12 protein-coding genes and 1 pseudogene are annotated in these 16,841 nt (G+C 45.8%); 4 read left to right on the top strand and 9 right to left on the bottom strand.

The genetic code is table 11. The features are described 5' to 3' along the window. Both L5M18_RS05190 and L5M18_RS05185 read right to left on the bottom strand, forming a co-directional pair. The gene (locus L5M18_RS05190; RefSeq protein ID WP_263196136.1) at positions 1–1,611 is read right to left on the bottom strand and encodes a hypothetical protein; all 1,611 of its coding nucleotides are present in this window, start codon (positions 1,609–1,611) and stop codon (positions 1–3) included. 22 nt (positions 1,612–1,633) lie between these two features. Continuing rightward, positions 1,634–3,196, bottom strand: coding sequence for an OmpA family protein (locus L5M18_RS05185; RefSeq protein WP_263196135.1), 1,563 nt, complete (start codon positions 3,194–3,196; stop codon positions 1,634–1,636). Between the two features lie 348 nt (positions 3,197–3,544). On the opposite strand from L5M18_RS05185, the gene L5M18_RS05180 reads away from it, so the two are divergent. Together L5M18_RS05180 and L5M18_RS05175 are read left to right on the top strand one after the other, a co-directional pair. After that, entirely contained in the window at positions 3,545–4,288 is a 744-nt protein-coding gene (locus L5M18_RS05180; protein ID WP_263196134.1) for a DUF599 domain-containing protein, read from the top strand. A 93-nt stretch (positions 4,289–4,381) separates the two neighbouring features. Then, positions 4,382–4,558 carry a helix-turn-helix domain-containing protein gene (locus tag L5M18_RS05175; protein WP_006082937.1) on the top strand — a complete coding sequence of 59 codons (177 nt, stop codon included), beginning with the start codon at positions 4,382–4,384 and terminating at the stop codon, positions 4,556–4,558. A 311-nt stretch (positions 4,559–4,869) separates the two neighbouring features. Here L5M18_RS05175 and cyaB read toward each other — a convergent pair whose 3' ends face one another. The 3 genes from cyaB to cydD form a co-directional block, all read right to left on the bottom strand. Next, complete coding sequence (cyaB, locus tag L5M18_RS05170; protein ID WP_263196133.1) at positions 4,870–5,457, bottom strand: class IV adenylate cyclase; 588 nt, start codon at positions 5,455–5,457, stop codon at positions 4,870–4,872. A gap of 91 nt (positions 5,458–5,548) precedes the next feature. Beyond that, positions 5,549–7,300: a heme ABC transporter ATP-binding protein/permease CydC gene (gene cydC, locus L5M18_RS05165; RefSeq protein WP_263196130.1), complete on the bottom strand. Its 1,752-nt coding sequence runs from the start codon at positions 7,298–7,300 to the stop codon at positions 5,549–5,551. Continuing rightward, positions 7,297–9,246, bottom strand: a complete 1,950-nt coding sequence (cydD, locus tag L5M18_RS05160) for a heme ABC transporter permease/ATP-binding protein CydD (RefSeq protein WP_263196129.1) — start codon at positions 9,244–9,246, stop codon at positions 7,297–7,299. Before cydD ends, cydC begins: the two co-directional genes overlap by 4 nt. A 279-nt stretch (positions 9,247–9,525) precedes the next feature. Here cydD and L5M18_RS05155 point away from each other — a divergent pair, with 279 nt between their 5' ends. Further along, complete coding sequence (locus L5M18_RS05155; RefSeq protein WP_105251541.1) at positions 9,526–10,044, top strand: type II secretion system protein; 519 nt, start codon at positions 9,526–9,528, stop codon at positions 10,042–10,044. A 136-nt stretch (positions 10,045–10,180) separates the two neighbouring features. Here the strand turns inward: L5M18_RS05155 and L5M18_RS05150 are convergent, their stop codons facing one another. Beyond that, positions 10,181–11,227 carry a DUF3626 domain-containing protein gene (locus L5M18_RS05150; RefSeq protein ID WP_263196128.1) on the bottom strand — a complete coding sequence of 349 codons (1,047 nt, stop codon included), beginning with the start codon at positions 11,225–11,227 and terminating at the stop codon, positions 10,181–10,183. A 615-nt stretch (positions 11,228–11,842) separates the two neighbouring features. Here L5M18_RS05150 and L5M18_RS05145 point away from each other — a divergent pair. Continuing rightward, positions 11,843–13,387, top strand: coding sequence for a DEAD/DEAH box helicase (locus L5M18_RS05145; protein WP_168822533.1), 1,545 nt, complete (start codon positions 11,843–11,845; stop codon positions 13,385–13,387). A gap of 190 nt (positions 13,388–13,577) precedes the next feature. Here the strand turns inward: L5M18_RS05145 and L5M18_RS05140 are convergent, their stop codons facing one another. The 3 genes and pseudogenes from L5M18_RS05140 to L5M18_RS05130 all read right to left on the bottom strand — a co-directional run. Continuing rightward, positions 13,578–14,651 carry a hypothetical protein gene (locus L5M18_RS05140; RefSeq protein WP_263196126.1) on the bottom strand — a complete coding sequence of 358 codons (1,074 nt, stop codon included), beginning with the start codon at positions 14,649–14,651 and terminating at the stop codon, positions 13,578–13,580. 288 nt (positions 14,652–14,939) lie between these two features. Beyond that, positions 14,940–16,316: an ATP-dependent RNA helicase DbpA gene (gene dbpA, locus L5M18_RS05135; protein ID WP_011847678.1), complete on the bottom strand. Its 1,377-nt coding sequence runs from the start codon at positions 16,314–16,316 to the stop codon at positions 14,940–14,942. 288 nt (positions 16,317–16,604) lie between these two features. Next, a pseudogene (locus L5M18_RS05130) lies at positions 16,605–16,841 on the bottom strand (IS4 family transposase); the annotation flags it as partial.

The raw sequence follows: 16,841 nt of genomic DNA, 5'->3' as shown, positions 1-16,841 counted from the left end.
TCATGAACTTAACTCTCCAAGTATCTCTTTGCGTAAACGATCGCGCATCTGCTCTTCCGTTTCAACAACCTTTTTTTGCTGAGTTATTTCAGCAAGCAGCTCTTGTCGAATACGTTGTTCAGCTTGTTCTGGCGTTTCGGCCTCTGCAGCCTTTTTAGCATTCGTTTCAGCAACAAGCTCGGCTTTCAATCTTGCTTCCATCGACTCTGGTGCTTCGGAAGTTTCTACCTCAACAACATGAGACGTTGCCACCACAGCGGCACTTTTCATCGCCTGATGGCTGGCTAATGTTTGATGCTCACGTAAACGTACCGATTGATCATATCGATTTTCGGCATTACCTAAATCTTCCATATACGTCAAGAATGAACGCTCACCACATGCCTCTAACACCTCTAGCACCTTAGGATCTTGGCAATTAGTTTCGGCTTTTTGATTCATTCTTTGCTGCAAGTTAGTTAGGCGCTTCTGGGCTACGCGCGCGACTTGCTGCTTTAAACGAGAATAATGCGTCTTAAACTCACGCTCACTTTTAAAGTTGCCAATTTCTTTGCGCGCATCTTTAGAATGTTTGCCAGCAAATCCGGTTTTAAAACCAATTAAAATACCGAAAATCTGTAATAGGATGAATAAGAAAGCAAGAAAAATAAAAGTTCCCCAACCGCCTTTCTGTTCACGATCCCACACGTCATCCTTTGCTTTATCACCTGCACTTTTAGACTCATCCAGTAAGAGTGCTGGAGGTGCTTCAGCATAGGGGTCTTGTTCTTGATACAATCCACTCGTTTGCTGAATATTGACTTCATCAATGTGCATTTTTTCAAGCACTTGACCACGCACATAGGTTGCCAATACTGCAATCACTAGGATCGCAATAGCTGTAACCGTGGTGATGAAATAACGGGGCTTAACCTCTGCGTTAGTAGAGATCCGATTAATGAGTTGCTTATATTGAGGCTCATTATCATCCTCAAAGGTTTTATCTAAATTAATGCGAGTATTAGGTGCCAGTTCTGGCGTCGATTTGTCGCGGTTTTTAGCATTTTTCCACCAGACCTTGGCCTTTTTAATGAGCGAGTTAGCATGCAGCTCATGTCCAGTAAAGTGAGTTAAACCTACCAGTAAAACCGAGATGATGAAGGCGATACCCACAGCACCTTGCTGCTGTAGTTTTTCCGATGCTCCGGGAATCGTGAAACCTGAAAGAACGTAACTAAATCCCATTGCTTCAACAAACACTAAGGCGGCAATCAATATCCACCCCAAAATATGTAAGTTGTTACGACCATTTTCAGTCACTTTACCTAAATAGTCTTGGCTTTTACTGAAAAGCTCCTCGTCCTTATTCACTTTCTCATAATGAGCGGCAAAATCAGTACACAGTGCGACTTCAGTATTCAACCAATCCTTATCGTAAATCTTAACTTGGGTTTCATAATCTTTCGCTAAGCGACTCTCCTTACCGATTACCGGAAAGGCATACCATGTATTAAGCCACCAGAAACTGACCTTATCCCACCAAACCGTAATAATGACCACTAATACCATCAACGAAAGTAACAGCGACACTAACGTGCGATACTCATTAAATAACATAGACACAAAATCCATTTACCGCTCCTAAGCACATTGCTTATAACAATTTGGGTTCAAAATCGGCTTCATAAACCGTTTTATTCTTCTCGTAGTACAACTTGCCAGCAATCGCGGTCGCTGAACGATCGATTGGCATCACCACATCCATACAGCGCACAGGAGAGTCTTTTTCCGTTGTAAAAACACGATATAACAAGCCTTTATCACCATAATAAGTCTCTACATGGCTCGTAAGCTGATAATTTGGATCATCTTTACTTGAACCTTTGTAATTCTTCCAAATATTCACTTTAGGCGCAGAAACAGCCGTGCCACTGTCCTTAATTACAGCAACAGGGGTCAAACCAATATAATGGCCATTCACTTTATAACCCCAAGCAGTACCATTCATACCCGGTAAATAATCTGCTGTGTTGTAATCCTTACGATTATAACTCTCACCTGTGGCTAAACTCTTCACGTCCCCCGTGACTCTCGGTCCCTCAACGGCGCAATTTAGGCTAGAGACTTCAGATGCATACGCCTTGCTAAATAATGCAAAACCGCTCTCTTTTTTAGCACCCACTAACTGGATAAAGTTTGTCGATGGGTCGAGCATTTTCTTACCACCAAAATCTACCAAGGCTTTTTGCAGTTTCACTGGCTCAAGTAACTTGACGATTTCCGACTCCGTCATTTGTATTTGAGCTGGTTCAAGGCGAGAAGTGCTCGGTTTAGTTGGCTGAGTTGTAGGCTGCTTTTCCACTTGATTAGTAGGCTTGGCTGCTGCCACTTTATCCTGCGATCGGCGGGATAAATAACTCAAATTTGCCTTCTGTTTGTATGAATAAGCCAGTAATTGATCCGGTTTACCGTCAATTTCAATAATTTCTACTCGACGATTTTTTGCTTTGCCAGCGTCATCACTATTAGCTGCAACAGGCTGTGACTCCCCTGCTCCTTGGAAGAATAATCGCTCAGTCGGAATGCCAGCTTGATTAAAGAGGGTTGCCACATAACGCGCTCTCGCTTCGCTAAGCTCTTGATTTAACGATTCAGCACCACTGGCATCTGTATGACCTGTAATCAAAATGTTTTGTTTAGAGTCTTTATAGATAGCGGCGAGTTTTTGAAATTTTTGTTTAGCTTGTGGCGTCGCCTCTGAAGCTCCAGAAGCAAACATCACTTCACTATTACTCGAAACTGTCGCAGCCATACCCACAACTTGATAATTAGCGTACTTTTCTGAATCTTCCTTCGACATGGTTTGTTCGGTTGAACTGATCAGTAAGCTACTTTGTTGTTCATCTGATGCTTTTGAAGCGCTGATTGAAGTAAATTGAATATCAAGATTTTCTGTTTTCGCTAACTGTTCTAATGCTTCGCGTTTTTGCTGAAAATCATAACCAACGGTACAACCAATCGCAGCACCAGCAGCACCGCCATAAAGCATACCTTCATTGCCACCTAAATAATTCCCAATCAATACACCTAAACCAGTACCAATAGCACAACCAATAACAGTTTCTTTATTATCTTCAACAGATTGAGTGATGGCACAACTGCTAAGCGCTAATACGCCAGCAACTGCGAGCGATATGGATTTCAAATTTGACTTCATAGTCATCCCTAACTTTTTAAAAATTCAAAATTGAATTTTAGATGCAATAAATTAAGTTAAGGATTAGAAGGAATTAGCCCTAAAAAGTCAATCTAAAGTTGATACTGATGTAACCAAAATATTAATTAAGGCTGAAATTTGTGAGCAACTTTATATCGAAGATATTTAAGCGACTGACACAGGAGTTGTCATAAAACAGTTTTATCCTAATGTGAAGTCACAATCACTATGCAAAAAAATCATTACTGGGAATCGTTTCTCAGTTGCACCAAATCTTTCATAGACCTCATAATCTGCACATGACTAATCTCTCTCTTTCTCCCCATATTACATTTTACTAAGGTGGCTATGACATTTTCGTTGTTAGATATTTCTGCATTGGTGTGGTTTATCGTTTCTTGGGCTGGCTATACCGCCTTTGCCCGTAGCAAGGCGAGAGATACCGACTGTATTGCCCGTGGTCTGCATAAGCATAGAATTTACTGGATGCTTGAGGTGATGACCCGCGGTGTGCGCGTGGGGGATGCGGCGCTACTGGCCAACCTTGAGCGAAATATTGCCTTCTTCGCCTCGACCACACTGTTTGTGCTTGCGGGTGTACTGACCTTATTTGCACAAGTTGAACGACTAGAAAGTGTTATTGCGACGATTCCCTTTGCTACACCACCGAATCATGCTCTGGTGCAAGTCAAGTTAGCTCTACTAGTCGGCATTTTTGTGATGGCCTTCTTCCAGTTTACTTGGTCGATGCGCCAATACGGTTTTGTAAACGTGATGATAGGCGCAGGTCCTTTAGACAGCGATGGCTCAAATGACAATCTCAAAGCCTACGCAAGACAGATGGCGACGGTACAAGATCAAGCGGCGCACTCCTATAACTATGGCTTACGCGCCTATTACTTTTCGATGGCGGTATTGTGCTGGTTTGTGCACCCGATACTGTTTATTTCGGCGAGCTTATTTGTGGTCGCAACCTTATATCGCCGCGAGTTTAAGTCCCGCGCGGTTCAAGCTATTACAGCAGCAAAAGGCCATCTCCAAATAGAGAGTCAAGTGCGGGAAACCGCCCGCAACCACAAAATAGAATCATAGCCTTGGCGGTTTAGGCCGCTGGCGTCATCTTGATTGAAATTATTGTTCTATACTCTTTGGGTTATGTTTCTATTGAATTACTGGGAGAGTGCCATGAGCGATAACTTATTAACCTTAGATGAAGTGTGCAAAATGTTAGATAAAACACCAGCGACCATTAAACGCTTCGCTCGGGAGAATTTACTCTCAAGTGTTCAAGATGGTGACGAATTAAAATTCCCTGAAGCGGAAGTTAAACGCTACCTCGCCTTTTCACAACGCTTAGGCTAAAACGCATCAAGTAACTAACGGCAAATAAAACTGAATAATCAGTATGTAAGCCGTTTGAATTTGTAAAGGTGGCTTGAATTGAAATGTGATACTCGAATTTAAGTACGCTGCTTAAGTTTAAGTCGTCGATAGCAAGTTAAAACAAACAGTGAATGCGGTATGGACAGTGACGCTCAAAGGGATTTGAACTGAGCCATAGCGGTTTGTTGCGATGGATTGATTAGTCGAATTTAGCGGTGCAAACCATAAAACTTAAGCTATGAAACTTTAAGCTATTAAGCCTCAAGCTGTTAATCCAAAAGATTGAACCATTACTTATTATTTAAAGCCTGCTGCAACTGCCGATAGGATAACCACTCTCGCTGCACTTCACTTAGGCCTAAGTCAACGGCGAGTTGTTGCAATTGAACTTCATACTTAGGCAACAGGGTTTCATCATTGGTCATAATCGCGAGTTCAGCAAAATCCCCTAAACCTTCGATATGATCGATTGTTAGATGAAATTCACCCAGAAAATAGATACTGCGGCGCTTTTTAATTTCCAGTACGCATTCATAACCTAAGGTCTGCAGCATACTTTTTGCTTTTGTTGCTTCAGTGATATTAACGGCTTCACAGCGGTCTTTTTCTGGCCCTTTCACTATCCACAGCATTATCCCCGATGGCTGCATCTCACGGATACACAAGCTCTTGTGCTCACCTTTAAGTGACTGTGATGGCAGATCAAAGTAACAGTCATGCTCAAGGTTATCTTCGAGCATGACCTCGGGATTTCTCATTTGTAAGGCAGCGAAAAAAGCGTGGCGATCCAATAAGCGATATTTAAGCTCGACCTCAAACTTACCATTAAAATGAGCATTAATTTGTGGAGCTAATGCTTCTGGCATCGCAGGGTTCATAGATTCATATCCGCTTTTAATGGGTAAAATATATCGCTATTTATAATATTGAGCGCCAACGTCTTAATTCTAAAAGATTAAATCCAAAACCTTAAGCGAGTCTTTGGTACAAGGCCTGATACTCTGCACTGTCTTCAATTAAGCTCTGGTGAGTGCCAGACGCAATAATCTTCCCCAGACCGAGTAAATGAATTTGATCCATCTTCGCCATAGCGGTTAAACGATGGCTAATCATAAGTAAGGTTTTATCTTTTGCAAAATCAAACAGTAAACTTAAAATCTCTCGCTCGGTGCGTTTATCTAGCCCTTCAGTTGGCTCATCTAGCAATAACAGCGGTGCATCACGCAGCAGTGCTCTTGCTACACCAATACGGCGCTGCTCGCCACCCGAAAGCTGACGTCCACCTTCACCAATCCACCTATCCAGCGGCTTATCACCCGTGAGTAAAGCGCCAAGCCCAACCCGCTGTAACACATCAATCAAACGTGCGTCGTGGGCCGTGCGTTTCTCGCCCTCGATGACAGGTAAGGCTAATACTAAGTTTTCCCGCAAAGTGCCTGCAAACAAATAGATGCGTTGACTAATTACAGTAATCGCATCCCTAAGACCGCGCTCGCTGTACTCTGAAAGTGCATGACCATCGAGCTTGATGTGCCCTTGCTGTGCTTGCCATTCTCGGGTAATCAGCGTCAATAAGCTCGACTTACCGCAACCCGTTGGCCCAAGTAACGCGACTTTTTGCCCGGCTTTTATCTCAAGGGACAAACCTTGCAGCACGTTTTGATCGCCTCGATAACCAAAGTGGATATCTTCAATCTGTAATGCGCCAGATTTTGCCCTCAAGCCAGTATCGACAGCAAATTGAATATCGGCCTTTTGTTCGGTGATTTCATTAATTCGCGTTGCGGCCAATACGCAGCCTGACAAATGTTGAAACGCGCCCGCGATCGGCATCATCATCTCAACGCAGGCCATAGTGGCAAACACCATAAGCGCAAACATGGGGCCCGGCGGCACGGCATCACCCACACCTTGAGCGGCTAAATAAAGCATCATGATCAAGGCTGAGCCCGTGGAGAGGATCAACATGGCTTGGCTGAGAGCAGTGATATTGGCCATCGCGCTTTGGCTGCGAAAAAGTGCAATTTCAGCATCATTCAGTTTCTGCCTGAATCTGTTGTTCGCGCCAAATAGGCTAAGTTCGGCTTGGCCTTGCAACATATCGAGCAACTGCACCCGATAATGACGCTTGGTTTCGAGCATAGTCCGGCTTGGCGCGTGTCCAAGGCGATAAAATAGCAGTGGCATCACCAGCCAAACAGCGACTAAGAATAAGCAAAGACTGAGAGCAAGTTTGGCATCGAACCAAGCGAGGAATAGATACAAGAGCCCCGTCATCAGAAGGGATGCCGCCATAGGCGTGAGCAGTCGCAGGTAAAGATGATCTAGGGTATCGATATCGGCAACCAAGCGATTGAGCATGTCGCCACGGCGCAGCCCCTGCAGATTTTTAGCACTTAGCGGCAAGAGTTTACGCCACGCCCAAACACGAAGTTCAGTCAGCAACTTAAAGGTCGCCTCATGGGTCGCTAAACGCTCGCCATAACGACTGGCAGTACGGGCAATTGATAAGAAACGTACCCCGCCCGCGGGAGTGAAAAAGTTAAAGGACTGCGCCGTGACTATCGTCAAACCTGCAACAGCGGTAGCGGAAAGAAACCAGCCCGAAAGTGACAGTAAACCTATGCCGGCCATCAAAGTAATAATGGTCAGCAGCAAGCCCACGGACATCATCAGCCACTGGCGCGAGAACAATCGAATAAAGGGGATCAGCACTTTCATTGGGCATCTCCTTTAGTAGACTCGGCGGCAATGTCGAGTGGAGCGTCACTATCAAGCTGCGTCTCACTGGCGCTGGCCGATAACGGTACAAGTTCAATATCCGCCACGGACTCAACATTTTCACGCAGTAAGGTTTGGAATAAGCCGTGAGTATTAGACAAAGTGGTAAAGTCGCCCCGCTGTACTATCAAGCCTTTATCGAGCACAAGAATAGTATCCATTTGATCTAACTGATCTAATCTGTGGGTCACCATAATGCACATCTTACCTGCCATGGCGCGATTCAGCGCAGAACTCACCGCCTGCTCACTCTGGCTATCTAAACTGGCTGTGGGTTCATCGAGGACAAACAAACTCGCCTGCTGCCCAAGCGCCCTTGCTAAGGCAATACGTTGAGCTTGGCCAACGGATAAACCGGAGGATTGTTCACCGACTGGTGCATCTAAACCCAATAGCTGCGCCTTAACGAAGTCGCTGATATTGGCCTCTGCCAGCAAGTGCCACAGCGTATCGTCGGGCAGAGTGGGGGCGGCTAAGGCCACGTTATCCCGCACTGTGCCATGAAATAACTGCGGTTCCTGTCCAAGCCAAGCTAAGTGCTGTCGCCAATGGGCTAAGTCTAATGCGGATAACTCATGGCCATTAATCAACAAATGGCCCTTGTAGGGTAAAAATCCCAATAAGGCGTTGAGTAAACTGGTTTTACCCGCTCCACTCGGGCCAACTAAGGCTAAGCGTTCACCCTCTTTTAACTCAAAACTCAGCGGGCCAAGTAAACGCGTGCCATCGACACTGAACACTTCAAGATTGTCGGCACTCAGCGTCTCTATGCTATTGATGCGGACGTGGCCAGCAAATTCAGGTTCCGGATGTTCGAGCAAGGTAATCAAAGCTTCTGCCGCGCCTATAGCCTGCGCCTTAGCATGGTAATGAGTCCCCATGTCGCGCAGCGGTTGATAAAACTCAGGAGCTAAAATCAGAATAAATAGCCCAGTAAATAAGCTGAAAGGAATACCGCCCATGTCAGGATCTGTACTTGAACTAATATTGGCATGGGCGCCATAATAGCCAAAATCTAAGTGACCTAAGTAACTGAAACCAAAGTAAACCGCCAATACTGCAATCGATACAGCGGCAAAAAACTCTAAGACTGCCGAGCTTAAAAATGCCATGCGTAGCACCGACATAGTGCGGCTACGAAACTCCTCCGAAGCAGTAGCGATCACCTTAAGCTCGGCATCACCACGGTGGAAGAGTTTCAACGTGCTTAAGCCTTTTAATCTATCCATAAAATGGCCGCTCAATCTTGCAAGCGCACTGAAGTTCTTGCGATTAGCATCAGCAGCGCCCATGCCAACTAAGATCATAAACATAGGGATTAATGGCGCTGTGAGTAACAGGATTAAGCCTGCCGCCCAGTTAATCGGGAATACCGCTGCGAAAATGAGTACGGGAATAAAACCAGCAAGGCTGATTTGCGGAAGGTATCTGGCATAAAAATCTTGTAAATCTTCGACTTGCTCTAAGACTATGCTTGCCCAACTCCCTGCGGGTTTACCTTTAATAAATGCCGGACCTAGCTTAGTCAACTTGTCCATCACTGCCGCGCGAATATGGCCACGTAGACGCTTACCCGCCTCAAAACTGGCGCGTTCACGCCCATAAGCCAGCAAGGCACGCAGTAACATCAAGGCAATTAGCGCAATAAAATGAGGTGTATAGGTATCAATATTCACGCTGGAACTGATCGTTTGGGCATTGTCAGTTAGCGGTATAACTTGCCCTATGATCACGCCATTCAGAATTGTCGCGATAATATAAGCCTGCGCCACCATAGCGACGGCGCTTATCATCCCAAGCCATAACGACAATTTAAGGAACAGGCCACAGGCTTTTTTCTGGGCTTTAAGCCAAACAAGAAGGGATTTTTCTAACGACTTATCCATGGTGCTCCAACAAGAAAACAATTAAGCGACTCGTAGCGGGGATCGACTATCGATAACAATTCAGTTTAAGGGGCTTGCAACGGCTAAAAAGTTCCGATAGGGACGCAGTATCGCAGGCATCTACAACAGATGAAACCCTATCACAGACTTTTGCTAGCGGACTCACAAAAACGAGCTAAAGATAAATAAATCTAGGAGTTAACGGAACTTTACCTAGTACTAGCCTGATTTTAAAAACTTAGGTAGCATGAAGCTCTTTGTATTAAATGTCCTCTATCTATGCCAAATAAAAATGCTGGTTTCACCCTGATTGAACTCGTTGTGGTTATTATTATTCTTGGCGTATTAGCCGTAGTAGCTGCACCTAAATTCATTAATTTACAATCAGATGCCTATAAGAGTCAGCTATCAGGTGCACTGGCTTCGATGAAATCCGCCGTCACTTTATTCAAATCAAAGTCGGAAATTGCTAACAGCGGCACCACGAATAGAGTCGTTTACGACGAAATCCGTGGCGAAAACTATCAGCCTTGGGCTGCCAGCACCAGCGGTATAACGCCAAGTACGGCTTACACGACTCCGCCAGAAATTTTTAAAGCGGCAGGGCTAAATGTGAATGAGTGGTCCTACCGAATTTACACCACTAACGGTACCTATGAAGTTATCGCCACACCAAAGCAAAAACTGAACCTTGCCACGCCCACAGAAGCGCAAGTCGAAGCGACAAATTGCTATATCGACTATAAATGGGAGACAACGGGCGTCCCCACTTATAAAAAAGTCGATACTGGTTGCTAGGCGACCTTAACGATAAAATATCTATAAAAAAAACAGCGAGTTAACATGAGGTTATCTCGCTGTTTTATTTACGCCCTAAACTCATTTTGTTGTTAATGCTTACGTTTACAATTAAGCATTTTTAAAGAGTTAGCGCTTATTGCACTCCACCGTATTTCACTAGCACATGCCAGAGCAACTTAAGTTCATGGGCGACTTGCGCACGATTACCGCGGTCACGCCAATGCTGGGGGGAATGGTATAAATCCCGCGCCGCTACGCCTATGGCATGGGCATCGACTCTGTCTTCTATGGTAATCCGATTAGCCAGCGATGGCATAGTTGGCCCACGGAAATCACTGGGGATCTGTGCCGTATGCAGGCTAAAGCCACCATGATATTGCAGCTCAATATCATATCTATCGCAAATTTTACTTAAGCTTGCGCCAATATCAGTCCCCTTAAAACTGGGGTCCGCCACCAGCATGGCAATATCTTCATCGAGGGAAACATCACCATGGATCTGCGCCTCTATATAATGGTCAAGATTATTCGATAGCGGCCGCTCGAAACGTGACAGCAAGGAAGCATTGAGCTGATGCCCCAAGTAATGGATCACATTCAGCGGCTTAAAATCGGTTTTGCCTAAGGCATAGTGACGCTCAAAACTCTCAGTCAGCAGCGCCGCTAAAATATCATCGAAACATGACAGCGTGCCCTTCTCTTTCGGATTACGATACGAGTCGAGATAACTAAAGGTTGAGCGCGCCATCGCACTTGTATGAGTCAAAAAATAACAGCTTCCAAAACGTGGGGCGGGACCGTCCTGCCACATCCCCAGATCGAGTGCACCGTATTTAGGCCGAGATTTAGTGCCCTTGTATACATCCCCAAAAAGCTGATTTTCCCAATGATCCCGTGGGCCACCTAACTCAGGTGACAACTGACCATTGGAAATATGCGTCTCAAACTGGCTACGGTATTGACCATCGCGCAGTAAACCTTCGGCAACAGTCATACCACGGCTGTCGATTCTATCGGGGTGAAAATGCAGCGCAATTCGGCCACAGTTGAGCAATTGTTTAAGCGCGAGTTGCATCTCATGCATAGGGATATTTGACATCTGCTGCACATTTTTAATCACAGCGACGGCTTGTTCACTGCGTCCTCGTGCAAGGCGTTCAATATGCTGTATCGCTGTCATAATCCACCTATAAATGAGAGGCGTTTAACCGTTCCCACAATGCCTCATCCTAAAATAAACGTGAGATAAATCGCAAGCATGCAGAGAACGGCTCTTAAGCCACTCCATCTAAATGACTAAGTTAAACGTGACTGTGAAAACACTCAATAAGTCTTACGCTCGGTTCATTGTTAAAAATTCAGCGAATAACATCAATCACGAACTGAACAGATAGCTAAACCAATTGCGTCATTAATTAATTCTACTCCAATCGACTTTAGTTTATACCACTCTCATTATTGTAGCGTGATCTACCGCTAACTCATTCTAACTCTAGATAAAAAAATGCCTATGACTTCAATTGATATTATGAACTAAGCCTAATAGTCATCTTATTCCTTGAAATCAATTAACTTCCATAACCTCAAACTCTGCCATCTAAACTTGCGCCTAAAAGATAAGCGAGGCCGAGTGAAAGCCGCCGACAAGCGATTTATGTGCCAATATGAATGAAACCCAGCCAAAAAACCTTTATTAGATGGCACTTAAAGCCCTGATCCTGTAAGCTGCACGCCCGCCAGCAGACCTGGCTATTGACCATAAATGCAGCACAGTGTTGCCACAAGAGACCAATCTATGAGTTTTACCTCCCTGGGCTTATCGGCCCCGATACTTAAAGCCGTTGCCGAACAAGGCTACGACACACCTTCGCCAATCCAAGCTCAAGCAATTCCCGCTGTGCTTCAAGGCAAAGATGTGATGGCGGCCGCCCAAACAGGAACAGGTAAAACAGCAGGTTTCACCCTACCTATGCTCGAACTCCTGAGTAAAGGTAACCGAGCCCAAGCAGGCCAAGTGCGCGCATTAGTGTTAACTCCGACACGCGAATTGGCAGCTCAGGTTGCAGAAAGTGTTGAAACCTATGGTAAGAATTTACCACTGCGCTCAGCGGTGATATTTGGTGGCGTGCCCATCAATCCACAAATCGCGAAATTGCGCCACGGTGTCGACGTATTAGTCGCGACGCCCGGTCGATTGATGGATCTATATAATCAAAAAGCGGTGAAATTCAGCCAGCTTGAGATCTTAGTGTTAGATGAAGCCGACCGCATGTTAGACATGGGCTTTATCCGCGATATCCGTAAGATTTTGGCCATTTTACCTAAGCAACGTCAAAACCTGATGTTCTCAGCCACCTTCTCCGATGAAATTCGTGAGCTGGCCAAAGGCCTAGTCAATGATCCAGTCGAAATTTCGGTCACGCCGCGTAACGCGGCAGCGACCACAGTAAAACAATGGGTTTGCCCTGTTGATAAGAGCCAAAAATCGGCACTCTTGATCCAACTCATCAAGCAAAACGATTGGCAACAAGTGTTGGTATTCTCGCGCACTAAACATGGTGCTAACCGTCTGGCGAAAAGCCTTGAAGAGGCAGGTATCAAAGCCGCCGCTATCCACGGTAACAAGAGCCAAACCGCCCGTACTAAAGCCTTGGCCGACTTTAAAAATGGTCAAGCTCGCGTACTGGTAGCAACCGATATTGCTGCCCGCGGTTTAGACATAGACCAATTACCACAAGTGGTTAACTTCGACTTACCGAACGTGCCAGAAGATTATGTGCATCGTATCGGCCGTACTGGCCGCGCTGGCGCATCGGGTCAAGCCGTGTCACTGGTGAGCAACGAAGAAATCAAACTGCTGAACGATATCGAGCGTTTGATCAATCGCGTATTAGACCGTGAAATGGTTGAAGGCTTTAACCATGAATTGCCAGAATCACGTTTAGGTGGCGGCGGAAAAAGTAGCGGTAAATCAGTACCAAGCCGTAGAAATACCCGCAGCTCAAACCAACCTAGCTCACGCGATGGTGCTCCAAGAAGCGCCGAGCATAAAGATGGTCAACGCAGCGGTGACGTCGCGCGCGGTCACAAGCCAAACGACAAGAATCCAAGACACAGCGGTGAAGCCAGTAGCGCACCCCGCAGTGATGCCAAGCCTCGTCCACCACGTTCAAACGATGGCCGAGCCAATAGCGCAGGCGCTAGTCGTCCAACTGAAAGCCGTTCAGGCGCTGGCGAAAATCGTGGCCAAGCGGGTGAGAATCCTTACGCCAATGGCCCAAAGAAAAACACCCGTCGCCCAAATAATGGTGCGAGTCGTCCAAGACACTCACAGGATTAATGCAAAAGCTAAGCGAACTTGCTTAGCGATTTAGCCGTATTAAGTCCTAAACAGAAACGCCCAACTCCGTATGGAATTGGGCGTTTTTGTTTGTCTTAGTTTGTCTTAGTTTGTCTTTATCGATGCTTAGCTCGTTATCTACGCTTTGAACAATCACTGCCTTAAAAACAGCCTAAAACGGCAACCTAAGTTAATTCGCCTTTGTATCTGGCAACTGCTGCAGGACTTCATCCGTAAAATAGGGTTCATCTTCAACCCAAAAAATGTAGTCTAAGCCTAGGTAGTTTTGCGCAAAATCCAACAGCTCAGGCACAGTATTCTTTTTACCCGTTTTAGGATTAATCTGCCGCAAATTACCGTCTTGCACCGCCATACCTTTCACCAGTGTCGCTGGGTAATCTTTAAGAAAGGCATAACTTTGTGCCATATGACTTTTACGGTAAGGCATCAAATCTGGGCCACCCACACCCATGTTGAGCGATTTGGCTTGCGCAAATAAGCCTCGCATATAGCCTTTGTCATTCCATGGCAGCCATTCATCTGGCAAAAAGTTCAAATACACCATAGCGGTTGAATGCTGAAATGACTCAGCTAATACCTGCATATTCTCGCCAATCGCATCGATATAGGCTTTAGGATTAAAATCACTGGGAAAGGTGGTCGTTCCATCGGCGTTTTCAGTCCCCACATCAATTGAGCTTTCACTGAAGTTAATGCCCGCAATTTTCCCATCAAACTCTTGGCCAAGCTGACGCACCAATTGTTGATAATGTGCACGCACTGAGGGCTCCCACATTTTGGCTGACCAGCCATACTCATCATCCGTCACCGGTTTATTGGGATCACGCTCTGGTGCACTCAACATGCTTTGCTTCAACACACCGCCTTGATAAATAGGATCATCGAGCAAATAACGCGGCACATTGACTCTGGGCGTAAAGGATTTCTCTTGCAGCTGGATCCACAATTTTTTGCCTATCGAATCGAGATACGCAATATCGGCCCTAATCGCACTGAAATCATATTCGCCCTGCTTAGGCTCTAAACTGCGCCAAGTATAAACAATCTGCGCACCGCCAAAACGGGGATCGCGCAACGCCTTGTCGGCACGAATGTTTTCTCCGTTAGCCTCACGATGGTTAATGTAGATGAAGTGCTGTAACGGTTGCGGCTCTGACTTAGACTCCGGTTGCGGCTCTGGCAGAATTGATGCAACGCTCGCTGCGCTCAAAAAGATGCTTAGTAAAATAGTCCATCGAAACATAAATACTCCAAACCGATGCACGCCTTATCACCTGACAAAGCCGTTAATCCGCTCATTTATTTTTTACTCAGAATCACTTCTAACACAGGCAAGCTGAGGGGCATATCAATTAAGCAGACAAATACAAAGTGTTACTTAATCGCCCAATAAGATTAGCGGTGACGTGGACAAAAGGCACAGTAACGGCGGTAATAAAACTCAACAAAAAAGGGAATAAACCTGAGTTTATTCCCTTTAAAAATAGAGCGAATTAAATCGAGGTACGATTCAACTCAAGCTAGGCCAAACTTACTTCATTGGCCAAGCGCGGTAAGATTTTCCTTTAATGCGGCCGCCAGTAATTTTGTTCAGTGCTTTCTTGGCAACCTTACGATTAACGGCCACATAGGCGCGGTAATCGGTCACTTGGATTTTACCCACCTGTGAGCCTTCGATACCGTTTTCGCCTGTCAGCGCGCCTAAGATATCTCCTGGACGCAGTTTCTCCTTCTTACCGCCATCGATCTGCAAAGTGATCATGGTTGGGGCTGCAGGCGTGTTGCCGAGCAGACTTTCTGATGGTAGTGATTCGCTGGTGATTTCGCGCTCTAAATACTCTTCTAACAAGGCAATTTTGTAACCGTCTTGGTCGTTATAGAAGGTATAAGCGGCGCCTTTACTGCCCGCGCGGCCAGTACGACCGATACGGTGAATATGCACTTCGGTGTCATAGGCGACGTGATAGTTGAACACGGCATCCAGCGCATCGATATCTAAACCACGGGCGGCAACGTCGGTCGCCACTAATACACAGGCACTCTTATTAGCAAATTGCAGCAGGGTTTCGTCCCTATCTCTTTGCTCTAAATCGCCGTGCAAAGCCAATACGCTAAAGCCTAAACCTTCAAGCTCATCGGCCACTTTTTGGGTTTCGCGTTTTGTGTTACAAAACACCACAGCGCTTTCAGGCTTATGTTCTAACAACAATAATTGCAGCGCTTGCATACGCGCCTTGTCATCATCTAAGTGATAAAAATGTTGGGCTATGCTTAAGCTATCGTGATTACCTTCAACTTTAACCATGCTTGGGTCATACATGATTTGCTTGGCAATTGATTGAATTTGCTCAGGGAACGTCGCGCTGAATAGCAGCGTCTGACGCTCACGTGGCGCTTGTTCGATAATCGCATCTAGAGCGGGTTGGAAGCCCATTTCTAACATGCGATCGGCTTCATCGAGCACTAACATGTTGAGATTGCTTAAATCTAAGCGATTGCGATCTAAGTGATCGACGATACGACCCGGCGTACCCACAATAATGTGTGCACCGTGTTCCAGCGAACCAACCTGTGGCCCCATAGGCACACCGCCGCAAAGTGTCAGTACTTTAACGTTATGAATACCACGGGCAAGGGTACGGATTTCCTGCGCCACTTGGTCGGCCAACTCGCGGGTTGGGCATAACACTAAGGTTTGAATGCGAAAGCGTTTAACGTCTAACTTGTTCAGTAATCCTAAGCCGAAGGCGGCCGTTTTACCCGAGCCAGTTTTACCCTGACCTATCACATCCTGCCCCGCTAAAATGGGTGGCAAACTTTGCGCCTGAATTGGCGTCATCTCGTTGTAGCCCATAGAAGAAAGGTTCTCAAGCAGTTCGGGTTTTAGCTTAAGAGTCGAAAAAGCCATTGATGGATTAGGCTTAGTATCAGAGTTGCTCAAGGTGAATATCCTGTGGTGGGTAACGAAGCGGCTGCTAGGTTACTGAAATTGCGTTACTTATCGATTAAACTGGTCTATCAAGATTCAGGTTAGTTTTAGGCTAGCTTGAGTTTAGATTTAAGCGCTAGGCTCGCTCAACCCAAAAGCACGGCTATTGTAGCAACAAAGCGCGGCTTTTGCCTCAAGTCCTTAAGCAATAGACATAGCAGGCGTAAACAGCAACAAAAAAGCCCTGCAGGAATACCTGTCTCTTGATCACATCTTTTGCTCAAGAGACAAGGCTAGCTGGTAACCTTCAAGGATGGTTTGCAGTTTAAACCATCCTTGCCATAACCTTTCCCAGCCCACAATTCCGCTTCGTTTGCTGTCATTCCAGCCCGCGAGTTTTCCTAATCTTAGATAAGCCCAATGCACACTGGGGACTTGTTCGGGCGGTTGGCTTTTTTCCGTCTTTAGCCATAACAACTTCCAGGCCAATGGGCTTAACAGGCT

Source organism: Shewanella sp. SM20, assembly GCF_025654545.1.
Lineage (GTDB): Bacteria > Pseudomonadota > Gammaproteobacteria > Enterobacterales > Shewanellaceae > Shewanella > Shewanella oncorhynchi.
This window is presented reverse-complemented; position numbering and strand designations above follow the sequence as displayed.